The 20730-nt window shown below is 69.9% G+C and carries 20 protein-coding genes; 11 read left to right on the top strand and 9 right to left on the bottom strand.

The features are described 5' to 3' along the window. Window positions 1–7: 7 nt before the first annotated feature. Genes A6745_RS02885 through A6745_RS02875 form a run of 3 tightly spaced genes read right to left on the bottom strand, consistent with a single transcriptional unit; the run spans window position 8 to window position 3543 of the window. Window positions 8–976: an NAD(P)H-dependent flavin oxidoreductase gene (locus tag A6745_RS02885; protein ID WP_066123245.1), complete on the bottom strand. Its 969-nt coding sequence runs from the start codon at window positions 974–976 to the stop codon at window positions 8–10. Window positions 977–994: 18 nt separating this feature from the next. After that, a complete protein-coding gene (locus tag A6745_RS02880) occupies window positions 995–1972 on the bottom strand; it encodes a Bug family tripartite tricarboxylate transporter substrate binding protein (protein ID WP_066123244.1) in 978 nt (325 codons plus the stop codon). A gap of 53 nt (window positions 1973–2025) precedes the next feature. Continuing rightward, on the bottom strand, window positions 2026–3543 hold the full coding sequence (locus A6745_RS02875) for a class I adenylate-forming enzyme family protein (RefSeq protein ID WP_066123243.1): 1518 nt from the start codon (window positions 3541–3543) through the stop codon (window positions 2026–2028). A gap of 226 nt (window positions 3544–3769) precedes the next feature. On the opposite strand from A6745_RS02875, the gene A6745_RS02870 reads away from it, so the two are divergent. The 7 genes from A6745_RS02870 (at window position 3770) to A6745_RS02845 (ending at window position 10156) form a co-directional block, all read left to right on the top strand. Then, entirely contained in the window at window positions 3770–4960 is a 1191-nt protein-coding gene (locus A6745_RS02870) for an acyl-CoA dehydrogenase family protein (RefSeq protein ID WP_066123240.1), read from the top strand. A gap of 110 nt (window positions 4961–5070) precedes the next feature. Beyond that, window positions 5071–6183, top strand: a complete 1113-nt coding sequence (locus A6745_RS02865; protein WP_066123238.1) for an acyl-CoA dehydrogenase family protein — start codon at window positions 5071–5073, stop codon at window positions 6181–6183. Between the two features lie 68 nt (window positions 6184–6251). Further along, window positions 6252–7064 carry an enoyl-CoA hydratase-related protein gene (locus A6745_RS02860; protein WP_066123235.1) on the top strand — a complete coding sequence of 271 codons (813 nt, stop codon included), beginning with the start codon at window positions 6252–6254 and terminating at the stop codon, window positions 7062–7064. Window positions 7065–7148: 84 nt separating this feature from the next. After that, complete coding sequence (locus A6745_RS28520) at window positions 7149–7289, top strand: hypothetical protein (protein WP_156513259.1); 141 nt, start codon at window positions 7149–7151, stop codon at window positions 7287–7289. Between the two features lie 10 nt (window positions 7290–7299). Beyond that, a complete protein-coding gene (locus A6745_RS02855; RefSeq protein WP_066123764.1) occupies window positions 7300–8130 on the top strand; it encodes an FAS1-like dehydratase domain-containing protein in 831 nt (276 codons plus the stop codon). Beyond that, the gene (locus A6745_RS02850; RefSeq protein ID WP_066123234.1) at window positions 8127–9323 is read left to right on the top strand and encodes a CaiB/BaiF CoA transferase family protein; all 1197 of its coding nucleotides are present in this window, start codon (window positions 8127–8129) and stop codon (window positions 9321–9323) included. Before A6745_RS02855 ends, A6745_RS02850 begins: the two co-directional genes overlap by 4 nt. Continuing rightward, window positions 9323–10156: an HpcH/HpaI aldolase/citrate lyase family protein gene (locus tag A6745_RS02845; protein WP_407922713.1), complete on the top strand. Its 834-nt coding sequence runs from the start codon at window positions 9323–9325 to the stop codon at window positions 10154–10156. The genes A6745_RS02850 and A6745_RS02845 overlap by 1 nt, the downstream gene beginning before the upstream one ends. Before the next feature lie 149 nt (window positions 10157–10305). Here the strand turns inward: A6745_RS02845 and A6745_RS02840 are convergent, their stop codons facing one another. From A6745_RS02840 to hda, 4 genes are read right to left on the bottom strand one after another with little or no spacing between them, the layout of a single operon-like run. Continuing rightward, entirely contained in the window at window positions 10306–10803 is a 498-nt protein-coding gene (locus tag A6745_RS02840) for a 2-amino-4-hydroxy-6-hydroxymethyldihydropteridine diphosphokinase (RefSeq protein ID WP_066123232.1), read from the bottom strand. Further along, window positions 10800–12230 (bottom strand): polynucleotide adenylyltransferase PcnB, encoded by a 1431-nt coding sequence (gene pcnB, locus A6745_RS02835; protein WP_066123230.1) that lies wholly within the window; start codon window positions 12228–12230, stop codon window positions 10800–10802. The genes A6745_RS02840 and pcnB overlap by 4 nt, the downstream gene beginning before the upstream one ends. A gap of 4 nt (window positions 12231–12234) precedes the next feature. Further along, window positions 12235–12936 carry an HAD family hydrolase gene (locus tag A6745_RS02830; protein WP_066123228.1) on the bottom strand — a complete coding sequence of 234 codons (702 nt, stop codon included), beginning with the start codon at window positions 12934–12936 and terminating at the stop codon, window positions 12235–12237. Beyond that, window positions 12933–13625: a DnaA regulatory inactivator Hda gene (gene hda, locus A6745_RS02825; protein WP_066123226.1), complete on the bottom strand. Its 693-nt coding sequence runs from the start codon at window positions 13623–13625 to the stop codon at window positions 12933–12935. The genes A6745_RS02830 and hda overlap by 4 nt, the downstream gene beginning before the upstream one ends. 152 nt (window positions 13626–13777) lie before the next feature. Between hda and purM the strand changes: the two genes are divergently transcribed. After that, window positions 13778–14827, top strand: a complete 1050-nt coding sequence (purM, locus tag A6745_RS02820; protein ID WP_066123223.1) for a phosphoribosylformylglycinamidine cyclo-ligase — start codon at window positions 13778–13780, stop codon at window positions 14825–14827. 83 nt (window positions 14828–14910) lie between these two features. Here the strand turns inward: purM and miaA are convergent, their stop codons facing one another. Both miaA and mutL read right to left on the bottom strand, forming a co-directional pair. Continuing rightward, a complete protein-coding gene (miaA, locus tag A6745_RS02815; protein ID WP_066123221.1) occupies window positions 14911–15861 on the bottom strand; it encodes a tRNA (adenosine(37)-N6)-dimethylallyltransferase MiaA in 951 nt (316 codons plus the stop codon). A 28-nt stretch (window positions 15862–15889) separates the two neighbouring features. Beyond that, a complete protein-coding gene (gene mutL, locus A6745_RS02810) occupies window positions 15890–18034 on the bottom strand; it encodes a DNA mismatch repair endonuclease MutL (RefSeq protein ID WP_066123220.1) in 2145 nt (714 codons plus the stop codon). A gap of 287 nt (window positions 18035–18321) precedes the next feature. On the opposite strand from mutL, the gene A6745_RS02805 reads away from it, so the two are divergent. From A6745_RS02805 to A6745_RS02795, 3 genes are read left to right on the top strand one after another with little or no spacing between them, the layout of a single operon-like run. Next, window positions 18322–19053 carry an STN domain-containing protein gene (locus tag A6745_RS02805; protein ID WP_197488079.1) on the top strand — a complete coding sequence of 244 codons (732 nt, stop codon included), beginning with the start codon at window positions 18322–18324 and terminating at the stop codon, window positions 19051–19053. A gap of 6 nt (window positions 19054–19059) precedes the next feature. Further along, the gene (locus A6745_RS02800; protein ID WP_066123217.1) at window positions 19060–19611 is read left to right on the top strand and encodes an RNA polymerase sigma factor; all 552 of its coding nucleotides are present in this window, start codon (window positions 19060–19062) and stop codon (window positions 19609–19611) included. A gap of 7 nt (window positions 19612–19618) precedes the next feature. Further along, window positions 19619–20602, top strand: a complete 984-nt coding sequence (locus A6745_RS02795; RefSeq protein ID WP_066123215.1) for a FecR family protein — start codon at window positions 19619–19621, stop codon at window positions 20600–20602. Window positions 20603–20730: the final 128 nt, after the last annotated feature.

The following is a 20730-nucleotide window of genomic DNA, read 5'->3' as shown; positions in this document are numbered from 1 at the left end:
GCGGCGGTCATGCCGCCCGCGCCAGCAGCGCATCGCGCGCATGGAGATACTCCTGCTCGATTTGCTCCACCAGCGTTTCGACCGGCAACACTTCCTGCGACGCCCCCACGCCCTGGCCCGCGCTCCAGATGTCTTTCCAGGCCCTGGCGCGCGAGGTGCTGTCCAGGTTGGGCGAGGCGGCGGGGCCGCCCGCGTGCAGCAATGCCGGATCCAGCCCGGCCGCCCGGACGCTTTCGGAAAGATAGTTGGCCGGCACGCCCGAGAAATACGGGGTGTACACGACGTCGGCCGCCTGCGACCGCAGCACCATCTCGCGATAGCCGTCGCTGGCCAATGATTCCCCGGTGGCGATGAAACGGGTGCCCATGTAGGCGTAGTCGCAGCCCAGGGCCTGCGCGGCCAGGATGTCCTTGCCGTGGCTGATGCAGCCCGACAGCGCCAGCGGGCCGTCGTAGAACGCGCGGATCTCGTTGACCAGCGCGATGGGATTGAGTTGTCCGGCATGCCCGCCCGCGCCCGCGGCCACCAGGATCAGGCCATCGACGCCAGCCGCCAGCGCGCGCTTGGCGTGCTTCACGTTGGTGACGTCGTGGAACACCACGCCGCCATGCGGTTTCATGCGCCTGACGACTTCGTCGGGCGCGTGCAGCGAGGTCACGATGAACGGCACGCGGCGCTCCGCGCAGATGGCCAGGTCACCCTGCCAGCGCGCGTTGCTGGGATGCACGATGAGGTTCACGCCATAGGGCGCCACCGTCGCCCCGGAACGCGCCTGGCGGTGCCTCGCCAGGCCGTCCTCGATGCGGCTGATCCATTGGTGCAGTTGTTCCTGCGGCCGCGCGTTCAATGACGGGAACGTGCCGACGATGCCGGCCGCGCACTGGGCCACGACCAAGTCAGGCCCGGAAACCAGGAACATCGGCGCGCCGATCACCGGCAGCCGCGTCGGAGCAAGCAGAGAGTTCGGCGCGCGCATGGCTGCCTCCGTGCAGGGTCAGTTCGCCTGGATGTTGGCGCTGGTCACGACGTCCGCCCACATCGCGTATTCCTTGTCGATGCGGGCTTGCAGCGCCTTCGAGTCGCCGGTGTTGATGGTATAGCCGCCGTCGGTCATCGCCTTGCGGAAGACCGGGTTCTGCGACACGGCGTTCAACGCCTTTGTCAGCTTGGCCTGAACGTCCTTGGGCAGTTCGCGCGGACCGACCAGCGCATACCAGCCGACCACCTCGTAGTCCTTCAGGCCGGCCTCGATCATCGTGGGGACGTCGGGCAGCTCGGGATTGCGCGTCCTGGAGGTGACCGCCAGCGCGCGCGCCTTGCCGCTCTTGATGAAGGGAATCGCGGTGCTGGTGATGTCGAACATGAAGGTGATCTTGCCGCTGACCACGTCCATCATGGCGGGGGAGTTGCCGCGATACGGCACGTGCAGCATCGGCACGCCCGCCTGCTTCTTCAGCAGCTCGGCGGACAGGTGATTCGATGCGCCCACGCCGGCCGAGCCGAACGATACGCCGTCGGGGTGCTTGCGCGCGTAGTCGACCAGTTCGCCCACCGACTTGGCCGGCACCTGCGGGCCCAGCAACAGCACGTTTGTGTAGTCGACCACCAGGCCGATCAACGAGAAGTCCTTGCGCGGATCGAACAGCGTGCTGCGCTGGACCAGCGGCGACATGGTCAGCGTGGGGCTGGCCGCGAAGCCCAGCATGTAGCCGTCAGGGGTGGCCTTGGCGGTGGCGTCGGAAGCGATCATGCCGCTGGCGCCGGCGCGGTTCTCCACCACCACGGCCTGGCCGAGCTCGTCGCCCAGGTACTTTGCGAACACGCGGGCGGTGGTGTCCACCGGGCCGCCCGGCGCGTAGCCGACCAGCAACCGGATGGGCCGGTCGGGGTAGGCGGACTGCGCGCTGGCGCCGCAGGCGGCAGCCAGCGCCGACGCGGCCAGCGCGGCGGTAACGAAGGTCTTGAAGTTCACGCTATGTCTCCTGATGTCGAGCCGGTCGCGCAACGGACCCGGTGGGCACGTGCCTACGCCAGCCTTTCTTTCAGCGGCTGCTTGAGGATCTTGCCGCTGACGGTGGTGGGAATCGAATCGATGGGGATGACGCGAGCGGGCCGCTTGTACGGCGCCAATTGGGTGCGCAGGTATTCCATGAGGCGGGTGGTGTCGACCGGTGCGCCGGCCAGGGGCTCGACGAAGGCGACGACCTCTTCATTGCCGTCCGCCTCGGGCCTGCCCACGACGGCGGACAGGCGCACGCCAGGAAAGGCGTTGATGACGGACTCGACCTCGATGGGATAGACGTTGAAGCCCGAGCGGATGATCAGGTCTTTCGAGCGGCCGGCGATGAACAGCGCGCCGCCCGCGTCCAGGTAACCGATGTCGCCGGTGTCGAGCCAGCCACCGGGCAGCAGGGTGCGCGCGGTCTGTTCGGGATCGCGGTAGTAGCCGAGCATGACGCCCGGTCCACGAATGAGGATGTTGCCGCGTTCGCCCTGCGCGGGCGCGGTGGCATCGGGCCGTCCCAGGCGCATCTGCACGCCTTCGACGGCCCGGCCCACGGCGTTGTCGGCGCGAGGATGGTCGATGTCGGTGATGAACATCGAGCCCGCATATTCGGTGATGCCATAGCCGTGGTGCATGGGCTGGCCGAAATAGCGTTCGGCCTCGCGCTTGAGCGTGGGGTCCAGCGCCGCGCCGCCCGTGTAGAGGTAGCGCAGGGCTGGCGCGCGCAGCGTGTCGCGCGGCGGCGCCGAGGCCAGCATGCGGGTGAACATGGTGGGCACGCCCTGCAGGATGCTGATGCCCGGTTCGGCCAGCGCGGCGAATACGTCGGCGGGCTCGAAGCGGCTGCGCAGCACCAGGCTGGCGCCGGCATGCAGCGTGGCCATCAGCACCGTGGCGATGCCGAAGATGTGCGACAGGGGCAGGGCGGCGTAGCCGATGTCGCCGGGCGCCAGCCTGCGCGACGCCGCCGAGATGCCGGCGAAGTGCAGCAGCCCGCGATGCGGCACCATCACGCCCTTGGGCGCGCCGGTGGTGCCCGAGGTGTAGATGACGGTGGCGACTTCCGCGGCCAGCGGCCCGGTTTCCGGCTCGGTGGGCGCGCAGGCCACGGCCATGCGCAGGCCCGGTCCCCAGATATCGGGATCCGCGTCGCGGGCATCGGCATCGTCCGCGTGCGCCTGCGCGGCGCCCGAGATGCCGCTGGTGTACAGCGACATCTCGGGCTGCGCATGGGCGCGGATGGCGCCGATCTCGCGCGGGCTGAGCCGCGCATTCACCCCCACCGGCCACGCGCCCACGATGCCGCAGGCGAACAACGATACGAGCATCGCCCGGCAGTTCTCGCCCACCATGAGTACGCGGTGGCCGGGCTGCACGCCCTGGCCGGACAGCCACCGCGCGGCGTGCCGCGCCTGCCGCCACAACTGGGCGTAGGTGACCGTGCCGCCGCCTTCTTCGTACAGGCAGATGGCGTCGGGACGCACGCTGGCCTGATGGGCCAGCACGTCGTGGATGCGGGTGGCGTGCGCTTGCTGCATGGTTGGGGCGTCAGGGGTGAAAGGCCGGGATGCGGGGCTCGGGATCCGGAGTGCGTCCAGTGTGGCGAAAGCATCCTCACTTCGGCCATTCTTCATTGCTGAGGGAGGGCTTCTGTCCGCCTGTAGAGGTGCGGGGCCCTTTATCCACGCGGAAGGCCGCCCTCGGCAGGGGCAGATTGCTAGGCGGGCGCAGGCCATGGCTAGATATCGGCAAAGGAGGTGGATCATGGATCTGAACTGGACGCCGCAAGAGCGTCGTTTCCGCGAAGAGGTACGGGCCTTTGCCACGGACAGGCTGCCCGCCGACCTCCGCGGCAAGGTGATGAAGCACCGCCGTCTCGAACGGGACGATTACGTGCGCTGGCACAACGTGCTGGCCGACCACGGCTGGGGCGCGCCGAACTGGCCCGCCGAGCATGGCGGCACGGGCTGGAGCCCCATGCAGCGGCTGATCTTCGAGGTCGAGTGCTTCAAGGCCGGCGCGCCGCGCCTGCTGCCGTTCGGCCTCAGCATGATCGGGCCCGTGCTGATGAAATACGGCAGCCCCGCGCAGCAGGCGGAACTGCTGCCCCGCATCATCCGCGTGCAGGACTGGTGGTGCCAGGGGTATTCCGAACCGGGCTCGGGGTCCGACCTGGCCTCGCTGGCCACGCGCGCCGTCCGCGACGGCGACGTCTACGTGGTCAATGGACAGAAAACCTGGACGACCCTGGCGCAGTATGCCGATCGCATGTTCTGCCTGGTGCGCACCGATCCCGAGGCCCGCGCGCAGCGCGGCATCTCGATGCTGTTGCTGGACATGCATGCGCCCGGCGTCACCGTGCGGCCCATCCGCACGCTGGATGGCGGACACGACGTCAATGAGGTCTGGTTGCAGGACGTGCGCGTGCCGGTGGCCAACCTGGTGGGCGAAGAGAACCTGGGCTGGACCTACGCCAAGTACCTGCTGGGACACGAGCGCACCACCATCGCGGGCCTGGGCCACTGCCATCGCGAACTGTCCATCCTGAAGGACATGGCCGCGAAGGCGCGGGTGCGCGGACGGCCACTGTTGCAGGACAGCCGTTTCCGCGACCGCATCACCCGCGTCGAGGTCGACATCATGGCGCTCGAGATGCTGCTGCTGCGGGTGGCGGCGGACACCGGCGGCGTGCCCGGTCCCGAGGCCTCGGTGCTGAAGATCCGAGGCTCCGAGATCCAGCAGGACCTGGCCATGCTGCAGATGGAAGTCGCCGGTCCCGATGCCTGGCCCTACGATCCCGAATGGATGCTGGCCGAGGCCGATTTCCATGGGCCGGGGCCCGAGATGGCGGCCGCGGCCGGCGCGGGGTATGCCGACATGCGCAAGACCTCCATCTATGGCGGCACGACCGAAGTGCAGAAGGGCATCATCGCCCGCATGGTGCTGGGGTTGTAGTGCCGCCTGCCCGTGAAGCGGTTACGCGGGGGGATGACGCCGGGCCGGCGTGCATGACGATGCACCCGGGGCGCTGACGGCGGCCGTCGGCCGCCAAGACGAGGATCATGATGGATTTCCGATATTCCGAAGAACAACGCATGCTGGCCGACAGCCTGCGCCGCCTGGTCGGCCAGGACTGGCGCTTTCCCGCCCGCCGGGCACGGCAGGCGGCCGGCACGCTGGATGTCCAGGCCTGGCATGCCCTGGCCGGGCTTGGCGTGCTGGGCCTGACGATTCCACAGGAGCACGGCGGATTCGGCGAAGCGCCGGCCAGCCTGCTGCCCGTCCATCTGGAGCTGGGCCGGGGGCTGGTGTCCGAGCCCGTCATTCCCAGCGCCGTCATGGCGGCGGCGCTGCTGGACGCCTGCCGCGACGCGGTGCGGGCGCGCTGGCTGCCCGGCATCGCCAGCGGCGAAATCATCGCCACCGTGGCCTATCAGGAGCCCGGCCGGCGGTACGACGTCGCCCCCCGGGATTGCCGCGCCACGCGTGGCGCCGACGGCTGGCGGCTGGACGGCGCCAAGCACCTGGTCTGGCATGGCGCGGCCGCCACGCACAGGCTGATCAGCGCGCTTGACGAGTCCGGCCAGGCTGCCCTGTTCGCCATGCCGGCGGATACCGCGGGTGTGCGCGTGACCGACACGCCCACGCTGGACGGCGCCCGCTGCGCCCGGCTGGATCTCGATGGCGCGCGCCTGCCGCACGATGCCTTGCTGGTGCAGGGCGAGGCCGCATCGGCGGCGTTGGCCCGCGCCATCGAATGGGGTACGGCCGCGCTGTGCGCGCATGCGGCCGGCGCCATGGAGCGCCTGCTGGACATCACGGTCGAATATCTCAAGACGCGCAAGCAGTTCGGTCAGGCATTGGCGTCGTTCCAGGCCTTGCAGCATCGCATGGCGGAAATGCTGGTCGCCCGCGAACTGGGGCTGTCCATGGCCTATGTCGCGGTGGCGGCGCTCAGCGAACCCGATCCCGTGCAGCGTTGCCGCATGCTGGCCAGCGCCAAGCTCGAAGCCGCCCGTACGGGCAGGCTGGTGGCGCAGTTGGCCGTGCAGCTGCATGGGGGCATGGGCATGACGGATGAACTCGAGGTCGGCGACTATTTCAAGCGCCTGACCATGGTGGATCAATTGCTGGGCGACACCGCCGAGCAACTGGCCGTACTCGAGGCCCTGCCATGAACCCCCGGGCGGATGCGCACGCCGCATCGCTTCACGCGCCGGAACGCCCCATGCGGCAGGAAACCAGGATGAACGACGCAACGCAGGCGGCGGCCTATACGCAAATCGAATTCACGCTTGACGACGGTGTGGGCAGGATCGTGTTGAACCGGCCCGACCGGATGAACAGCTTCACCGAGGTGATGCACCACGAACTGGCGCGCGCGCTCGATACGCTGGAAGCTTTCGACGGCCTGCGCGGCCTGATCCTGACCGGCGCGGGACGGGGCTTCTGCGCCGGCCAGGACCTGGGCGAGCGCAAGCCCGCCGAGGACGGCTCGCGCCGCGACCTCAGCCTGGCGCTGCTCAAGCACTACCGGCCGCTGGTGATGCGCCTGCGGGCCTTGCCGGTGCCGGTGGTCTGCCTGATGAACGGCGTGGCGGCGGGCGCGGGCGCCAGCCTGGTGCTGGCCTGCGACGTGGTCTACGCGGTCGAGTCGGCGCGCTTCGTGCAGGCGTTCAACAAGATCGGACTGATCCCCGATGCGGGCGGCACGTGGTTCCTGCCGCGCCTGGTGGGCACGGGCAGGGCATTGGGGATGACCCTGTTCGGCGAACCGCTGCCGGCGCGCCAGGCCGAGGCGTGGGGGCTGGTCTGGAAGGTGGTGCCCGACGATGCCCGGGCCGATACCCTGGCCGAGATCCACGCCACCCTGGCCAGCGGACCGACCCGCGCCTATGGCGCGGCCAAGCAGGCCCTGCACGCCGCGGGGGGCAATACGCTCGAACAGCACTTCGAGCTCGAAGCCCGCCTGCAGCGCGAACTGGGCTACACGGACGACTACCTGGAAGGCATGCACGCCTTTGCCCAGAAGCGCGCGCCCACGTTCAAGGGACGATAGCCGGACGGCATCGGACCCCGGTTCCACCGGCATTCTCCAAGGAAACGGGGCCCTGCGCGCGCTGCCGCGGCCCAGGATTTTGGCTTGCTCGAACCCCACCTTGAGCAAAAACGAATTCACAAGGCATCAGGCGTACTGCATCCTGCGCCAGTGAACCGCAAGATGGCGCCTGGCCGCTTTTCCCGCCATGCGTTCGCGGCCCGCCGCCCCGGCGTCAAGAAATAGGATGATCGACATGAGCAACCCCAATCCCGCCGGCTGGATCGGCAGCAGCGAGCGCAAGCCGGACGCCCTGGACCCCGGACACGTGCAGCGCGTGGCGGCCACGCTGGGCCGGCCTGCGCCCGCGCCGGGCGAGCCCTTGCCGCCCTTGTGGCAATGGGCGTTCTTCATCGGCGCCGTCGAAGGCCAGGGCCTGGGCGTGGACGGGCATCCGGCGCGCGGCGGCTTCCTGCCGCCGGCGGACGACCGCAACCGCATGTGGGCGGGCGGCCGTGTCTCGTTCGATCGGCCGCTGAAGGTCGGCATCCCGGCCGAGCGCGTGTCCACCGTGCAGGACGTCAAGGAGAAGACGGGCCGCACCGGTTCGCTGCTGTTCGTCACCGTGCGCCACGAATACCACCAGGAAGGCCGCATGGCCTTCCACGAAGAGCAGGACATCGTCTATCGCCAGCCGTCGCCGCCCAAGCTCACCGGCACGGAACCGGCGCCTGAGTCTCAGTGGCGCGATCCCGTCGACCCCACTTCCGTGCTGCTGTTTCGCTATTCGGCCGTCACCTTCAACGGCCACCGCATCCACTACGACCATCCCTACGTCACCGAAACCGAGGGGTATCCGGGTCTGGTGGTGCACGGCCCGCTGATCGCCACCGAGATGCTGGCCGCCTTCATGCGCGCCCATCCCAAGGCCCGGCTCGAGCACCTGGCCTATCGCGGCCTGCGTCCGCTGATTTCACCCACCCGTTTCCACGCGGCTGGCCGCGTCACCGAAGCCGGTCTGGCCCAGTTGTGGGCCGAGCAGGACGGCACCCTGGCCCACCAGGCCGAACTGAGGTTCTCGGAATGACCCAGGCCGCCTCCCCCCGTCCGCTGGACGGCATCACCGTCGTCAGCCTCGAACACGCGATCGCCGCGCCGTTCTGCACGCGCCAACTGGCCGACATGGGCGCCCAGGTCATCAAGATCGAACGGCCCGGCGCCGGCGATTTCGCGCGCGGCTACGACGAGCGCGTGCGCGGCCTGTCCTCGCATTTCGTCTGGACCAACCGCTCCAAGCAGAGCCTGTCGCTGAACCTGAAGCATCCCGATGCCGCCGGCGTGATGGAGCGCCTGCTGGCGTCGGCCGACGTGCTGGTGCAGAACCTGGCGCCCGGCGCGGCCGAGCGCCTGGGCCTGTCGTTCGAGGCCCTGCACGCCAGGTACCCGCGCCTGATCGTGTGCGACATCTCGGGTTATGGCGAAGGCGGCCCCTACCAGGACAAGAAAGCCTACGACCTGCTGATCCAGAGCGAAAGCGGCTTCGTGTCGGTCACGGGCACGAAGGACGACACGGCCAAGGCGGGCTGCTCGATCTCCGACATCGCCGCCGGCATGTATGCGTACTCGTCCATCCTGAATGCCCTGCTGCTGCGCCAGCGGACGGGCGAGGGCAGCCGCATCGACGTGTCCATGCTGGAAAGCATGGTCGAGTGGATGGGCTTCCCCATGTACTACGCGTTCGAAGGCGCGCCGCCGCCGGTGCGCGCGGGCGCGGCGCACGCGACCATCTATCCCTACGGCCCGTTCCCCGTGGGCGGCGGCGCCACCCTCATGCTGGGCCTGCAGAACGAGCGCGAGTGGGTGGTGTTCTGCGACAAGGTGCTGAACCAGCCGGCCCTGGCGCAGGACGAGCGGTTCTCGTCCAATTCGCGCCGCGCCGCCAACCGCGACGTGCTGCGCGCGTTGATCGTCGAGGCGTTCTCTGCCCTGGACGTGCAGGAAGTCGCCGGCCGGCTCGACTCGGCGCAGATCGCCAACGCCCGCGTCAACGACATGGCGGGCGTCTGGGCACATCCGCAACTGCGGGCGCGCGATCGCTGGCGCCAGATCGGCAGCCCCGCGGGCGCCTTGCCCGCGCTGTTGCCGCCGGCTTCCAGTTCGGCTTTCGAGCCACGCATGGACCCGGTGCCCGCGGTAGGCGAACACACGGACACGGTGCTAGCATCGTTGGGGTACGCGCCCGACGAGGTCGCGAAACTCCACGCTTCCGAGGTCGTCTGATGCCAACGTCGTCCCTGCTGCGCACCGCCCTGTTCGTTCCCGCCTCGCGTGCCGAGCGCATTCCCAAGGCCCTGGCCAGCGGCGCGGATGCCGTCATCGTCGACCTGGAAGACGCCGTCGAGCACCTGGCCAAGGACTCCGCGCGCCAGGCGCTCTGCGACTTCCTGGGCACGCAGCCGCAGTCGCGCGTATGGGTGCGCATCAACGACGCCTCCACGCCCTGGCACGACGACGACCTGAGGGCGTGCCGTGGCCGATCGAATGTGGCGGCCATCATGCTGCCCAAGGCCGAGAGCATGGCGCACGTGCGCCATGCGTCGCAGACGGGCATTCCCATCGTGCCCATCATCGAAACCGCGCGTGGCGTGCTGAACGTGGGCGAGATCGCGGCTACGCCGGGCATCGCCCGGCTGTCCTTCGGCGGCCTCGACCTGGGCGCGGATTTGAACCTGGTGCCCGACAGCCCGGGCGAAACCGTGCTGCTGAACCACGCGCGCGCGCAGGTGCTGCTGCACAGCCGTGGCGCGGGCCTGGCGCCGCCGCTCGATGGCGTCTACCCCGACATCCAGGATGCCGTGGGCCTGCGCGTGGCGGCATCGCGTGCCCGCGACATGGGCTTCGCGGGCATGATGTGCATCCATCCCAGCCAGATCGGCGTGGTGCACGAGGCCTACCAGCCAGCCCAGGCCGACGTCGACTGGGCCCGCCGCGTGGTGCAGGCCTATCGCGACAGCAACACGGGAGCGTTCCGCCTGGACGGCAAGATGGTCGATGCGCCAGTGGTGGCGCGGGCCCGGCAGGTGCTGGAGCGGGCGGGCGAACTCGGCGCCTGATGGCGGAACAGCGCCCAGGCAAGGGCGCGCCGCATGTCAATCCAGCGGCGCGGCCGCTTCGGGATCGCGCCCGGGAAGGCGGGCGATCCACCTGCGGCTGGTTCTCTCTCCCATGCCGGACATGCCGGTCCGGTTGCCTATAGGCGAGCTTAGCCTAGCCGATCTATCGCCTGATCCCCCCGCTTGGCGATCAGGTCATCCAGATTGCCCTGCGCCAGCGACAACTGCGGCGCCAGATCCCGCAGCGGCAGCAGTACGAACGCACGTTCGTGCATGCGCGGATGCGGCAGCGTCAGCCGCTGCGTGTCCAGCCGCGCGTCGCCGTGCATCAACAGATCCAGGTCCAGCGTGCGTGGCGCATGGCGATACGGCCGCAGCCGGCCATGCCGCAGTTCGATGGCCTGCAGCACGTCCAGCAGTTCGAGGGGAGACAGCGTGGTGTCCAGCGCCGCGGCGGCGTTGATGAAGTCGGGGCCGGCGGCATCCACCGGCGCGCTGCGATACCAGGGCGATACCTGGCACGCCAGAATGCCGGGCGTGGCGGCCAGGTCGGCCAGCGCCGCCGTCAGCGTGGCGATGCTGTCGCCCAGGTTCGACCCCAATCCGATGTAGGCCCGGACCGGGGCCGGGCCACCCTCGGCGCTCATGCGCCGTCAGCCGGCGCGGGACCCGCGTTGCCGCTGTTGTCGCCGCCACGGCCACCGCCGCCGGAACGGCGGCGACGCGGACGGCGCTTGCGGGCCGGACCTTCACCGGCGCCGGCCTCACCGCCCGCGCCCGAACCCGATCCTTCACGGGGCAGGCGTGCGGTGTCTTCGATCATCTCGGCGCGCGTGGCGTCGTCGGCATTGGCCAGATCCATCCACCACTGGGCCAGCACGCTGTCGAACTCGCCGGAGGCGGCGCGCAGTTGCAGGAAGTCGCAGGCGGCGCGGAAGCGCGGCTGCTCGATCATGCGGTAGGCGGTCTTGCCCTGGCGGCGCTCGAAGCGCGGCTGCATGAACCAGATTTCGCGCATGTCGGACGAGAAACGGCGCTGGATGGCCAGTTTCTCGGTCTGTTCGTCCAGCACGGAATCGGCGGCCTGCACCAGCGCGGGCATCGTGTGCTCGCCCTGGGCGCGCAACTGCTTCCAGCGTGCGTCGACCAGGCGCCACAGCAGCACGGCGAACAGGAAGCTGGGGCTGATGGCCTTGCCCGAGCGCACGCGCGCATCGGTGCGTTCCAGCGCCTGCTCGACGAAGTCTTCACCGCCAGGTTGCTCCAGCACCACGTCCAGCAGGGGCAGCAGGCCGTGATGCAGGCCTTCCTCGCGCAGTTGCCGCAGACAGTCCATGGCATGGCCGCAGGTCAGCAGCTTGAGCATTTCGTCGAACAGCCGCGAGGCGGGCACGTTCTCGATCAGGCCGGCCATGGTGCGGATGGGCTGGCGCGTGGACTGTTCGATGGTGCCGTTGAGCTTGGCGGCGAAACGCACGGCGCGCAGCATGCGCACGGGGTCTTCGCGATAGCGCTTGATCGGGTCGCCGATCATGGTGATCTGGCGCTTCTTCAGGTCCTGCACACCGTTGTGATAGTCGATGACCTCTTCGGTGTGCGGATCGTAGTACAGCGCGTTCATCGTGAAGTCGCGCCGCGCGGCATCCTGTTCCTGTGAGCCGAACACGTTGTCGCGCAGGATCCGGCCGTGCTCGTCGGTTTCCTGGGTTTCGTTGGCGGGCGCCCGGAAGGTCGAGGTTTCGATGATTTCCTGGCCGAACACCACGTGCACCAGCTGGAAGCGGCGGCCGATGATGCGGGCGCGGCGGAACAGTGGGCGGATCTGCTCGGGCGTGGCGTTGGTGGCCACGTCGAAATCCTTGGGTTCGAGGCCCACGATCAGGTCGCGCACCGCGCCGCCGACGATGTAGGCCTCGTAGCCATGCTGGCGCAGCACTTCGCAGACCTTGATGGCGTGGCGCGAGACGTTGCGCCGGTCGATGCCATGGCGTTCGCGCTCGATGCGCAGGGGCCCCCCGGCGACCGTCGGGCCGAACAGCCGGCCGACGAATTTCTTTATGGTGGTTGTGATCATTTATCTACGACTTGGCATCCAGGGTGTGATCGAACAGGTCGAGCACGGTCCAATCCTGGCGCTCGGCGATGTCCCGCAGCGCGGGGCTGGGGTTGGTGGCGATCGGGCGGGTGACCTGTTCGAGCAGGGGCACGTCGTTGACCGAATCGCTATAAAAGAACGTTTCCGTGAAATCCGCAAGGGTCAGGTCCAGGCCGGCCAGCCATTCGCGCACGCGCACGACCTTGCCTTCGCGGAAGCTGGGCGTGCCCAGGATGCGGCCGGTATAGCGGCCCGCCACGTATTCGGGATCGGTGGCCACCAGGTGCGGCACGCCGAAGGCGCGCGCGATGGGGGCGGTGACGAAGCTGTTGGTGGCGGTGACCACGGCGCACAGGTCGCCTGCCCGCAGGTGCTCGGCGACCAGGTTCACCGCGCGCGCCGTGAAGGCGGGGCGGATGACCTGGGCCATGAATTCCTCGTGCCACAGCGCCAGGTCGTACGGCGCATGCGCGGCCAGCAGGCCCAGCATGAACTCGGCGGCCTGCTCGGCCGTCAGTTCGCCGCGGTTGTAGCGCTCCATCAGGTCGTCGTTGCGGCGGCGGGCTTCGTCGGGGTCGCCGGCGCGGCCCGTGCGGGCCAGGAAATCGGCCCATTGATAGTCGCTGTCCAGCGGCAGCAGCGTGTGGTCCAGGTCGAACAGGGCGAGGCGGCGAGGAGCGGTCATGGCAAGTGAGGGTCTGCCAGCATGGTGCGCAGCAGCGGTATGGTGATGGGCCGGCCGGTGGCCAGCGAATAGCGGTCGAGCATGTCCACCAGCGTCGTCAGCTTGCGGATGTCGCGCTCGTAGTGGGTGAACATCCAGTTGACGACTTCCGGGTTCAGGTACAGGCCGCGATCGGCCGCGCGGGCGGTGAGGGCGGACAGCTTGTCGGCGTCGGACAACGGTTCGAGCCGGAAGACCAGGTCCCAGCCTAGGCGGGTGCGCAGATCTTCGCGCAGGGGCATGGACATCGGCGCGCGGTCGCCCGACACGGCCAGGGCGAACGCCCGGCTGGTGGCCGCGGATTCGCGCCAGCGATTGTACAGGGCGAACAGGGCGGCCTGCCGGGGCTCATCCATGCGGTGCACGTCGTCGATGGCGGCCACGCGCGGCAGCACCGGCGAATCGATCTCGGCCAGGGTGCGGATGACGGCGACGTCGCTGTCCGCGTTCAGGAAGATACTGCCGGGCTCGGAGGACAGGGCGCGCAGCAGGTGGCTGCTGCCGCAGCCCGAGGGGCCCCACAGGTACATGGCCCGGCCGGGCGAGAGCGCGCGCGCCGCCGCCACCGCCGCCCCATTGGGACCGGCGATGTAGTTGGCCAGCGTGGGGGCCGGCGCGGTAAGGACATCAAGCAACAACTGGCGAGTCATGAGCGGGGATGAAAACAGGCTTTCCGGGGGCGATCCGCCCAGGGGGGACAGGGTGAAAACAGGGGGTCTGGCCTGTCCGGGCCGACGGCATCGTAAAATCGGAAAGATTCCACCTAAATCCCGCAATTTTTACATAGCCCACGGTTTTTCTCATGACGAATCCTTCCTCCGCTCCCCTGACCTACCGCGATGCCGGGGTCGACATCGACGCGGGCGACGCGTTGGTCGATCGCATCAAGCCCCTGGCGGCGCGCACCATGCGTCCCGGGGTGCTGGCCGGCATCGGGGGGTTCGGCGCCCTGTTCGAAGTGCCGAAGAAGTACCGCGAGCCCGTGCTGGTGTCCGGCACCGACGGCGTGGGCACCAAGCTGCGCCTGGCGTTCGAATGGAACCGGCACGACACCGTGGGCGTCGACCTGGTCGCCATGAGCGTCAACGACATCCTGGTGCAAGGCGCCGAGCCGCTGTTCTTCCTCGACTACTTCGCCTGCGGCAAGCTGTCGGTGGACACCGCCGCGGCGGTGGTCGGCGGCGTGGCCCGTGGCTGCGAACTGGCCGGCTGCGCCCTGATCGGCGGCGAGACCGCCGAAATGCCCGGCATGTACCCCGACGGCGAATACGACCTGGCCGGCTTCGCCGTGGGCGCGGTCGAGAAGTCGTCCATCATCGACGGCAAGTCGATCCGGCCGGGCGACGTGGTGCTGGGCCTGGCCTCCAGCGGCGCGCACTCCAACGGCTATTCGCTGGTGCGCAAGATCATCGACCGCGCCGGCGCCAAGCCCGACCAGGACTTCCACGGCCAGCCGCTGGTCGACGTCGTCATGGCCCCGACCCGCATCTACGTCAAGCAGATGCTGGCCGCCATCGCCAAGCACGGCGCCGCCATCAAGGGCATGGCCCACATCACCGGCGGCGGCCTGCTGGACAACGTGCCGCGCATCCTGCAGAACGGCCTGACGGCCCGCCTGCAACGCGACGCCTGGCAGATGCCGCAACTGTTCCAGTGGCTGCAGCAGCAGGGCGGCGTGGCCGACACCGAAATGCACCGCGTCTTCAACTGCGGCATCGGCATGGTCGTCGTGGTGCCGGCCGACCAGGCCGACGCCATCGCCGCCACGCTGCGCGAGCAGGGCGAAACCGTCAGCGTGCTGGGCGAGATCGTCGAGCAGAAGGACGGCATGGCGCAAACCGAGGTGGTGTAGTCCACCCGGATGGCCGGCGCGTCAGTTCCTGAAGTGCCGGCCGTCCTCGGGACGGTTGCCGTGAACCAGTGACCGCAACGCGGTCAGGCGCCGGGCAGCAGTTGCGCCACCGCGTCCACGACCCGGTCGGCTGAGTTCGCCGACATGCATTCCACGATAGTGCGTTCGGGCTGCGCGCGCAGCCAGGTGATCTGCCGCTTGGCCAACTGGCGCGTGGCCGCGATGCCCTGTTCGCGCGCGGTGCGCAGGTCCACCTCGCCGTCCAGGTGGCCCCACAACTGGCGGTAGCCCACGCAGCGCATCGACGGCAGTTCGGGATGCAGCTCGGGCCGTGCGTGCAGCCCACGTACTTCGTCCAGGAAACCATTGGCCAGCATCGCGTCGAAACGCATGGCGATGCGGGCGTGCAGGCCGGCGCGGTCGGCGGGCTCCAGGCTGATCGTGTGATAGCGCGGGCCGCCGGCATCGGGCTTCTTTTCCAGGCCGCTTAGCAGCTCGGACATGGGCCGGCCGCTGAGCCTGCAGATCTCCAGCGCGCGCTGGATGCGCTGGCTGTCGTTGGGCGACAGGCGCGCGGCGGTGGGCGGGTCCAGCAGGGCCAGTTCGGCATGCAAGGCGGGCCAGCCGCGCGCGGCGGCCTGCGCCTCCAGTTCGGCGCGCAGCGCGGGATCGGCCTGCGGCAGGTCGTCCAGGCCGTCGCGCAGCGCCTTGTAGTACAGCATGGTGCCGCCCGCCAGCAGCGGCAGGCGGCCGCGCGCGCGGATATCGGCGATCAGCCGCAGGGCATCGGTGCGGAACTCGGCCGCGGAATACGACTGCGTGGGATCGCGGATGTCCAGCAGGTGTTGCGGCACCTGGGCCTGTTCCTGCCGGGAAGGCTTGGCGGTGCCCACGTCCATGCCGCGGTAGATCGTGGCCGAGTCGACGTTGACGATTTCCAGCGGCCAGCGCTGCGCCAGCGCCAGGCAGGCGGCGCTCTTGCCGGCGGCGGTGGGGCCGGCCAGGCAGAGGACGAGGTCGTCGGAAGGCTTCACGTGATGCGGGCGATGAAGGACAGGCAGATCACTGGCCGCGCAGGAACAGCTTGTCCAGCTCGGACACCGACCACTGCACCCAGGTGGGCCGGCCATGATTGCACTGGTCGGCGCGTTCGGTGGCTTCCATCTGGCGCAGCAGCGCGTTCATCTCTTCGAGCGTCAGTTTGCGGTTGGCGCGCACCGAGCCGTGGCAGGCCATGGTGGACAGCAGTTCGTTGCGTTGCTCGGTCAGCAATTGCGACACGCCCACGTTGTCCAGGTCGCGCAGCACCGAGCGCGCCAGCGTCTCGATGTCGCCGCGCGCCAGGATGGCGGGCACGCTGCGCACCGCGATCGACGAGGGGCCGGCGGGACGCAGCTCGAAACCCAGTTCGGACAGGTGTTCTTCGTATTCCTCGACCAGCGCCACGTCTTTTTCCGAGGCGTGGAAGACCACCGGCACCAGCAGGTCCTGGCGCGGCAGGCTGCGTGCGTCCAGGGCGTGCTTGAGCTGCTCGTACACCACGCGCTCGTGCGCGGCGTGCATGTCCACCAGCACCATGCCGCGCGAGTTCTGCGCCAGGATGTAGATGCCGTGCACCTGCGCCAGCGCCATCCCCAGCGGGTGCTCGCCCTCGGGCAGCGGGTGGGGGGCGGCTTGAGGCGCGGGCTCTCGCAGCGAGCCAGCCGGCGTGGGCTCGGGCAGGCAGTAGGGCGCGGTGGCGTGGTCGGCCGTGGCGGGCGCCGTGGCGTAGGGCGTCGCGGTCTGCGCGGGCGATGCGCCGCCAGCTTCCGGCCGCGCGGGCGTCTCGATCACGCCGTCTTCGTCGGGCACGCCCGCCGCCAGGGGCTGCGCGGGTTCGTGCAGCGGACGATACAGCGACTGCCAATCGGCGACCTGCACCGAGTTTGCTTCGTTGTGCAGGCGGAAGGGCACCTGCGTGTGCGAACGCGGGGCCGCGACCGGCGCGCCGGGGCGGCTGGGGGATGAGGAGGGCGATGCGGGACGGAAGGCCGAGCCCGCATGGGCGGCCATGCCGTTACCCGCAGTGGCCGTGCCCTGGCCCGAGGCATAAATGCCTCCTTGGCCCGCAGCCGGCGCCGTGCCCGCGTCATAGCCACGGGTGGTATGCGCGGGGGCCGCATCTTCCTGACCATCGGCATCGCCCTGGCCCGCCGCATCCGCAGACACCGCCTGCGCCCCGCCGGTCTGCGCCAGCGCCTGGCCCACCACCTGGCTGACGTAGCGATGCACCGCGCCGCTGTCGCGAAAGCGCACCTCGGACTTGGCCGGGTGCACGTTGACGTCCACCGCGCTGGGGTCCACGTCCAGGTACAGCACATAGGCCGGCTGGCGGTCGCCGTGCAGCACGTCGGCATAGGCCGAGCGCAGCGCATGGCTGACCGTGCGGTCGCGCACGAAGCGGCCGTTCACGTAGAGGTACTGGCGATCGGCGCGGGCGCGGGCGGCCGTGGGGCGCGTGACCATGCCGGCCAGCGAGATCGCGCCGATGGCGTTCCGCAGCGGAATGGCCTGCGAGGCGAACTCGGCGCCCAGTACGTCGCGGATGCGTTGCGGGGGATCGGCGGGCAGCCATTGGCGCTGCGCGCGGTCCTGGTGGAACAGGCGGAAGGCGATGCGGGGATTGGCCAGCGCGATGCGTTCCAGCACGTCCAGGCAGTGCCCGAATTCGGTGGCTTCCGCGCGCAGGAACTTGCGGCGCGCCGGCACGGCGTCGAACAGCTGGCGCACGTCGACGGTGGTGCCGATGGGGCCGGAGGCGGGCGACACTTCGCCGCTGCCGCCGTCGACCTGCCAGGCGTGCTCGCCATCGCGGGTGCGCGAGATGATGGTCAGGCGCGCCACCGAGGCGATCGACGCCAGGGCTTCGCCCCGGAACCCCATCGAGGCCACGGATTCCAGTTCGCGCAGGTCGCGGATCTTGCTGGTGGCGTGGCGCATCAGCGCCAGGGGCAGTTCCTCGGGCGGGATGCCGCTGCCATCGTCGGTGACGGCGATGCGGCGGATGCCGCCGCCTTCGAGCCGCACCTCGATGGCGCGGCCGCCCGCGTCGATGGCGTTTTCGAGCAGTTCCTTCAGCACCGAGGCCGGCCGCTCGATCACCTCGCCAGCGGCAATCTGGCTGATCAACAGGTCGGGAAGCGGGGCGATGGAACGGCGTTCGGACATGGGCGGAATAGGGCGCGCCGCGGGCGGCGCGGCGGCGAAGACGGGGGATGCGGCGATTTTACCGCCGCCGTGGCGGGGGCGATGGCCGGGGGGACGGCGGGATGCCGCCGTGCAGCCTTTGGGGCACGCCAGTGTGGGCTGGCAGTCACCGTTTCGTCATCTAGCGCCACTACGATCCGGGGCGCCATGGCCGTGGCTGGCGCAGTCTGGCTTCGCCCCCCGTTTTGGCCTCCATGGCCATCTTCTCCAATGATCTCGTGACAGGCAATTGCGCATCGATGGGTCTGATGGCGGCCGCAGCGCTCCTGGCCTGCCTGCTGCCGCGCTCGACGGACGCCCAGGCGGCCCCGTCGGCCTTGGGCATGCCGCCCTCCGAGACCTCGTCCCAGGCGCTGTTCGACTTCGACATTCCCGCGCAAGGGCTCGGCAGCGCGCTGGAACGCTACAGCCGGCAGACCGGCATCGCGGTACTGGTAGATGAGCGCTATGCCGCGCATCCTGCCAGCGCGGTGCGCGGCCGCTACGACGCCCGCCAGGCCCTGCAGCGGTTGCTGGCGGGCACCGCGCTGACCGCGCGCTACGCTGCCTACGCCCATTCGATCGTGGTACACGGTCCGGCGCCCGCTGCGGCGCGGGCGTCGGTCCTCCCCGCGCCAGCGCTGGTGCCGGTTGGCAGCATCCCCGGGGTGGCCCAGGGCGGAGACCGCACCCGTGAATACGTCGGCCGCATCCAGCAGGCCTTGAGCCGGGCGCTGTGCGGATCGCCCGCCAGCCGCCCCGGCGGCTATCGCCTGGCCCTGCAACTGCGGCTGGACGCCGATGGCGCCGTGCAGCGCATGCGGCTGCTGGACACCACCGGCAACCCCGCGCGCGACGCCGCGGTCTCCGCCGTGGTACGGCGCCTGCACGTCGGGTGGCCGCCGCCCGCCGCCATGCCGCAGCCGGTGTCCATCCTGTTGCTGCCGGCCGGGCCGCACGACGAACCCGCGTGCCCGGACGCGGCGGTTTCCCGAGGCTGACCTTCCATGTCCGACTGCGCCCGCACCACCTTGCGCCTGCGCCTGGCCGCCCGCTATGCCGAGTTGCGGGCGCGGCTCGAGCGCATGGTCGGGTCGCGCGATGCCGCGGCGGAGGCGCTGCAGGAGACCTGGCTACGCCTGGGCGGCGGGGCGCAGACGGGCGGACCGGTGCATAATCCGGATGCCTATCTGCTGCGCATGGCAGCGAACATCGCCACCGACGCGTTCCGCCGCGACAGCATGCTGGTGTCCGACAGCGAGCGCGAGGCGCTGCTCCACATTGCCGACGAGGTGGCGGACCCGGCGCGCATCGTGACCGCGCGGCGCGACCTGGCGGCGCTGGAGGCCGCCCTGGCCGAACTGCCGCCGCGCCGCCGCGCGATCCTGGCCGCCGCGCGCGTGGACGGCCTGCTGAATTCGGAAATCGCCGAACGCTTCGAGGTGTCGGTGGCGACCGTCAAGAAGGAACTCCAGCAAGCCATGAAGCACTGCCGCGAGCGCCTGTCCGATACGCAAGCCGTGCAGGACGGCAGCCTGACCGGACGCCGCAAATTCTGAATCCCTCATGACCGCCGATCGTCCCGAATCCTATGCCGCGCTTCAACAACAGGCCAGTGAGTGGTGGGTGCGGCTGCGCTCCGACCGGCTGACGCGCGCGCAGGCCGAGGCGTTTCGCCAGTGGTGCGCCAGCAGTCCCGAGCATGCGCGCGCCTGGCGCGAGATCGTGGCGGTCTGGCAAGGCCTGCAGCCCGTGATGAACGAGGCTGCGCGCCGCGATCCCGGACTGGCCCATCCGCCCGCGGGCTCGCGCGGCCCGGCCTGGCGGCCGGGCCGGCGCGCGTTCATCGGCGCGGCGCTGGCCGCGCCGGCCTGCGCGGTGATGGCCGTGCATCCGCCGCTGGCGCTGTGGCCGGCGGTGACCGAATGGGCAGCCGACTACCGCACCGGCACGGGCGAGCAGCGGCAGGTGATGCTCGCCTCCCAGGCCACGGTGCAGATGAACACGCAGACCCGCTTCAACCTGCGCGAGGACGGCGCGGGCGGCGGCATCGAACTGCTGGCCGGGGAAGTCGAGATCCAGGTCGCCCCCGGGCTGCGGCGGGCCTTCCCGGTGCTGGCCGGCGATGGCCGCATCGATGCGCAGGCGGCGCTGTTCAATGTGCGCTATACCGGCCCCGAGGTGTGTGTCACGTGCCTGCAAGGCGAGCTTGCGCTGCAGCGTGGCCCCGAGCGCCGCATTCTGCGGCCCGGCATGCAATCGGCCTACGACGAGCGCGGCATCCGGGGAATCCATGCGGTCGATCCCGCCGACGTCACCGCCTGGCGCACCGGTTCGCTGAGTTTCGCGGGACGTCCGCTGTCCGAGGTCATCGACGAGATCAACCGGTACCGTCGCGGCCGCGTCGTGCTGCGCAATGCCCGGCTGGGCCGGCAGTTGGTCCGGATGCGCTTCTCGATACGCCAGACCGACTTGGCGCTGGAGATGCTGCGCGACCTGTACGGGGCACAGTTGACGGAGTTGCCCGGCGGCATCGTGCTGATGAGCTGACGTCGGGCACGGGTGCCGCTGTTACAAAAAAGCCGGGAGTTTTTCCGTGAACTCGTTATCCCTTCCTGGCGCGCCATTCGTCTTGCGGTAGAACCTGCGACTGTCGGCGCCACAAGGCCACGATGGGG

This window comes from Bordetella ansorpii, from assembly GCF_900078705.1.
Lineage (GTDB): Bacteria > Pseudomonadota > Gammaproteobacteria > Burkholderiales > Burkholderiaceae_B > Bordetella > Bordetella ansorpii_A.
This window is presented reverse-complemented; position numbering and strand designations above follow the sequence as displayed.